Source organism: Bradyrhizobium sp. CSA112 (genome assembly GCF_029051645.1).
Taxonomy (GTDB): domain Bacteria; phylum Pseudomonadota; class Alphaproteobacteria; order Rhizobiales; family Xanthobacteraceae; genus Bradyrhizobium.
Window position 1 is genome coordinate 1 of the sequence record NZ_JAACFS010000114.1, and the last position, 939, is coordinate 939.

General features: G+C 57.1%; 1 protein-coding gene. It reads left to right on the plus strand.

Translation table 11 applies throughout. From position 1 onward, the window contains the following. Positions 1-83: 83 nt before the first annotated feature. Positions 84-908 carry an IS5 family transposase gene (locus GWE18_RS41905; protein ID WP_275191304.1) on the plus strand — a complete coding sequence of 275 codons (825 nt, stop codon included), beginning with the start codon at positions 84-86 and terminating at the stop codon, positions 906-908. The last annotated feature ends 31 nt before the right edge of the window (positions 909-939 follow it).

Sequence of the window (939 nt, forward strand, 5' to 3'; positions counted from 1 at the left end):
AGAGCCTGACCGAAAAAGAAAGTTGAGTGATTTCAGCCCGTTGTGATTCCTTCGTGTTTGCGAAGACTCGAGGGGAGCACAACATGTGTTGGACCGAAATCACCCGCGAACAATATCGGCGTGACGGACTGCGTTATGCAAGCGACATGACGGATGCGGAGTGGAAGTTAATCGAGCCGTTGATGCCCGCGCGATCGCGGCTCGGCCGTCCTCGCGAGATCAGCCTGCGCGTGATCATGAACGCAATTCTCTACATAGGAGCCAGCGGCTGCCAATGGCGAGCGCTGCCAAAGGACTTTCCGCCATGCTCGACGGTTCAATATTATTTCTACAAGTGGCGGGGTTCTGGCTTGTGGCGGATGATCAACGACGCTCTGGTCCGGCGCATGCGCGAAAGGCAAGGACGCAAGCCCACTCCGTCGGCAGGGATTATCGACAGCCAGAGTGTGAAAACCACGGAAAGTGGCGGTCCAAGCGGGTTTGACATGGCCAAGCGGATCAAGGGACGCAAGCGTCATATCGTCACTGATACCGAGGGCTCCTTGCTGGATGTGCAGGTGCATACTGCCAACCTTCAAGACAATCATGGTGCAGTCCCGCTGTTGCGGATCATCGGCCGCTTGTTCCCCAACCTGCGCCACATCTTCGCCGACCGTGTCTACCGTGGCCCAAAGCTGCTCGATGCAATCGCTGATCTCGGCCAATGGACAATTGAAATTGTCACCCGTTCGCAGAACGTGGGAACGTTTAAAGCCGAGCCCCGACGCTGGGTCGTCGAGCGTACGTTTGCCTGGTTCGGTCGCAATCGACGACTGGCCAAAGACTTCGAGGCAACCATCGCCAGCGCGGAAGCCTGGATCCTGATCGCAAGCATCCGCCTGCTCTCCCGCCGCCTGGCTAGAACCTGAGATGCCAATGACTTATTTTGAGTCAGACTCT

Excerpts from the sequence above, each read along its gene's own strand:
- GWE18_RS41905 (WP_275191304.1), top strand. The coding sequence starts at position 84 with ATGTGTTGGACCGAAATCACCCGCGAACAATATCGGCGTGACGGACTG.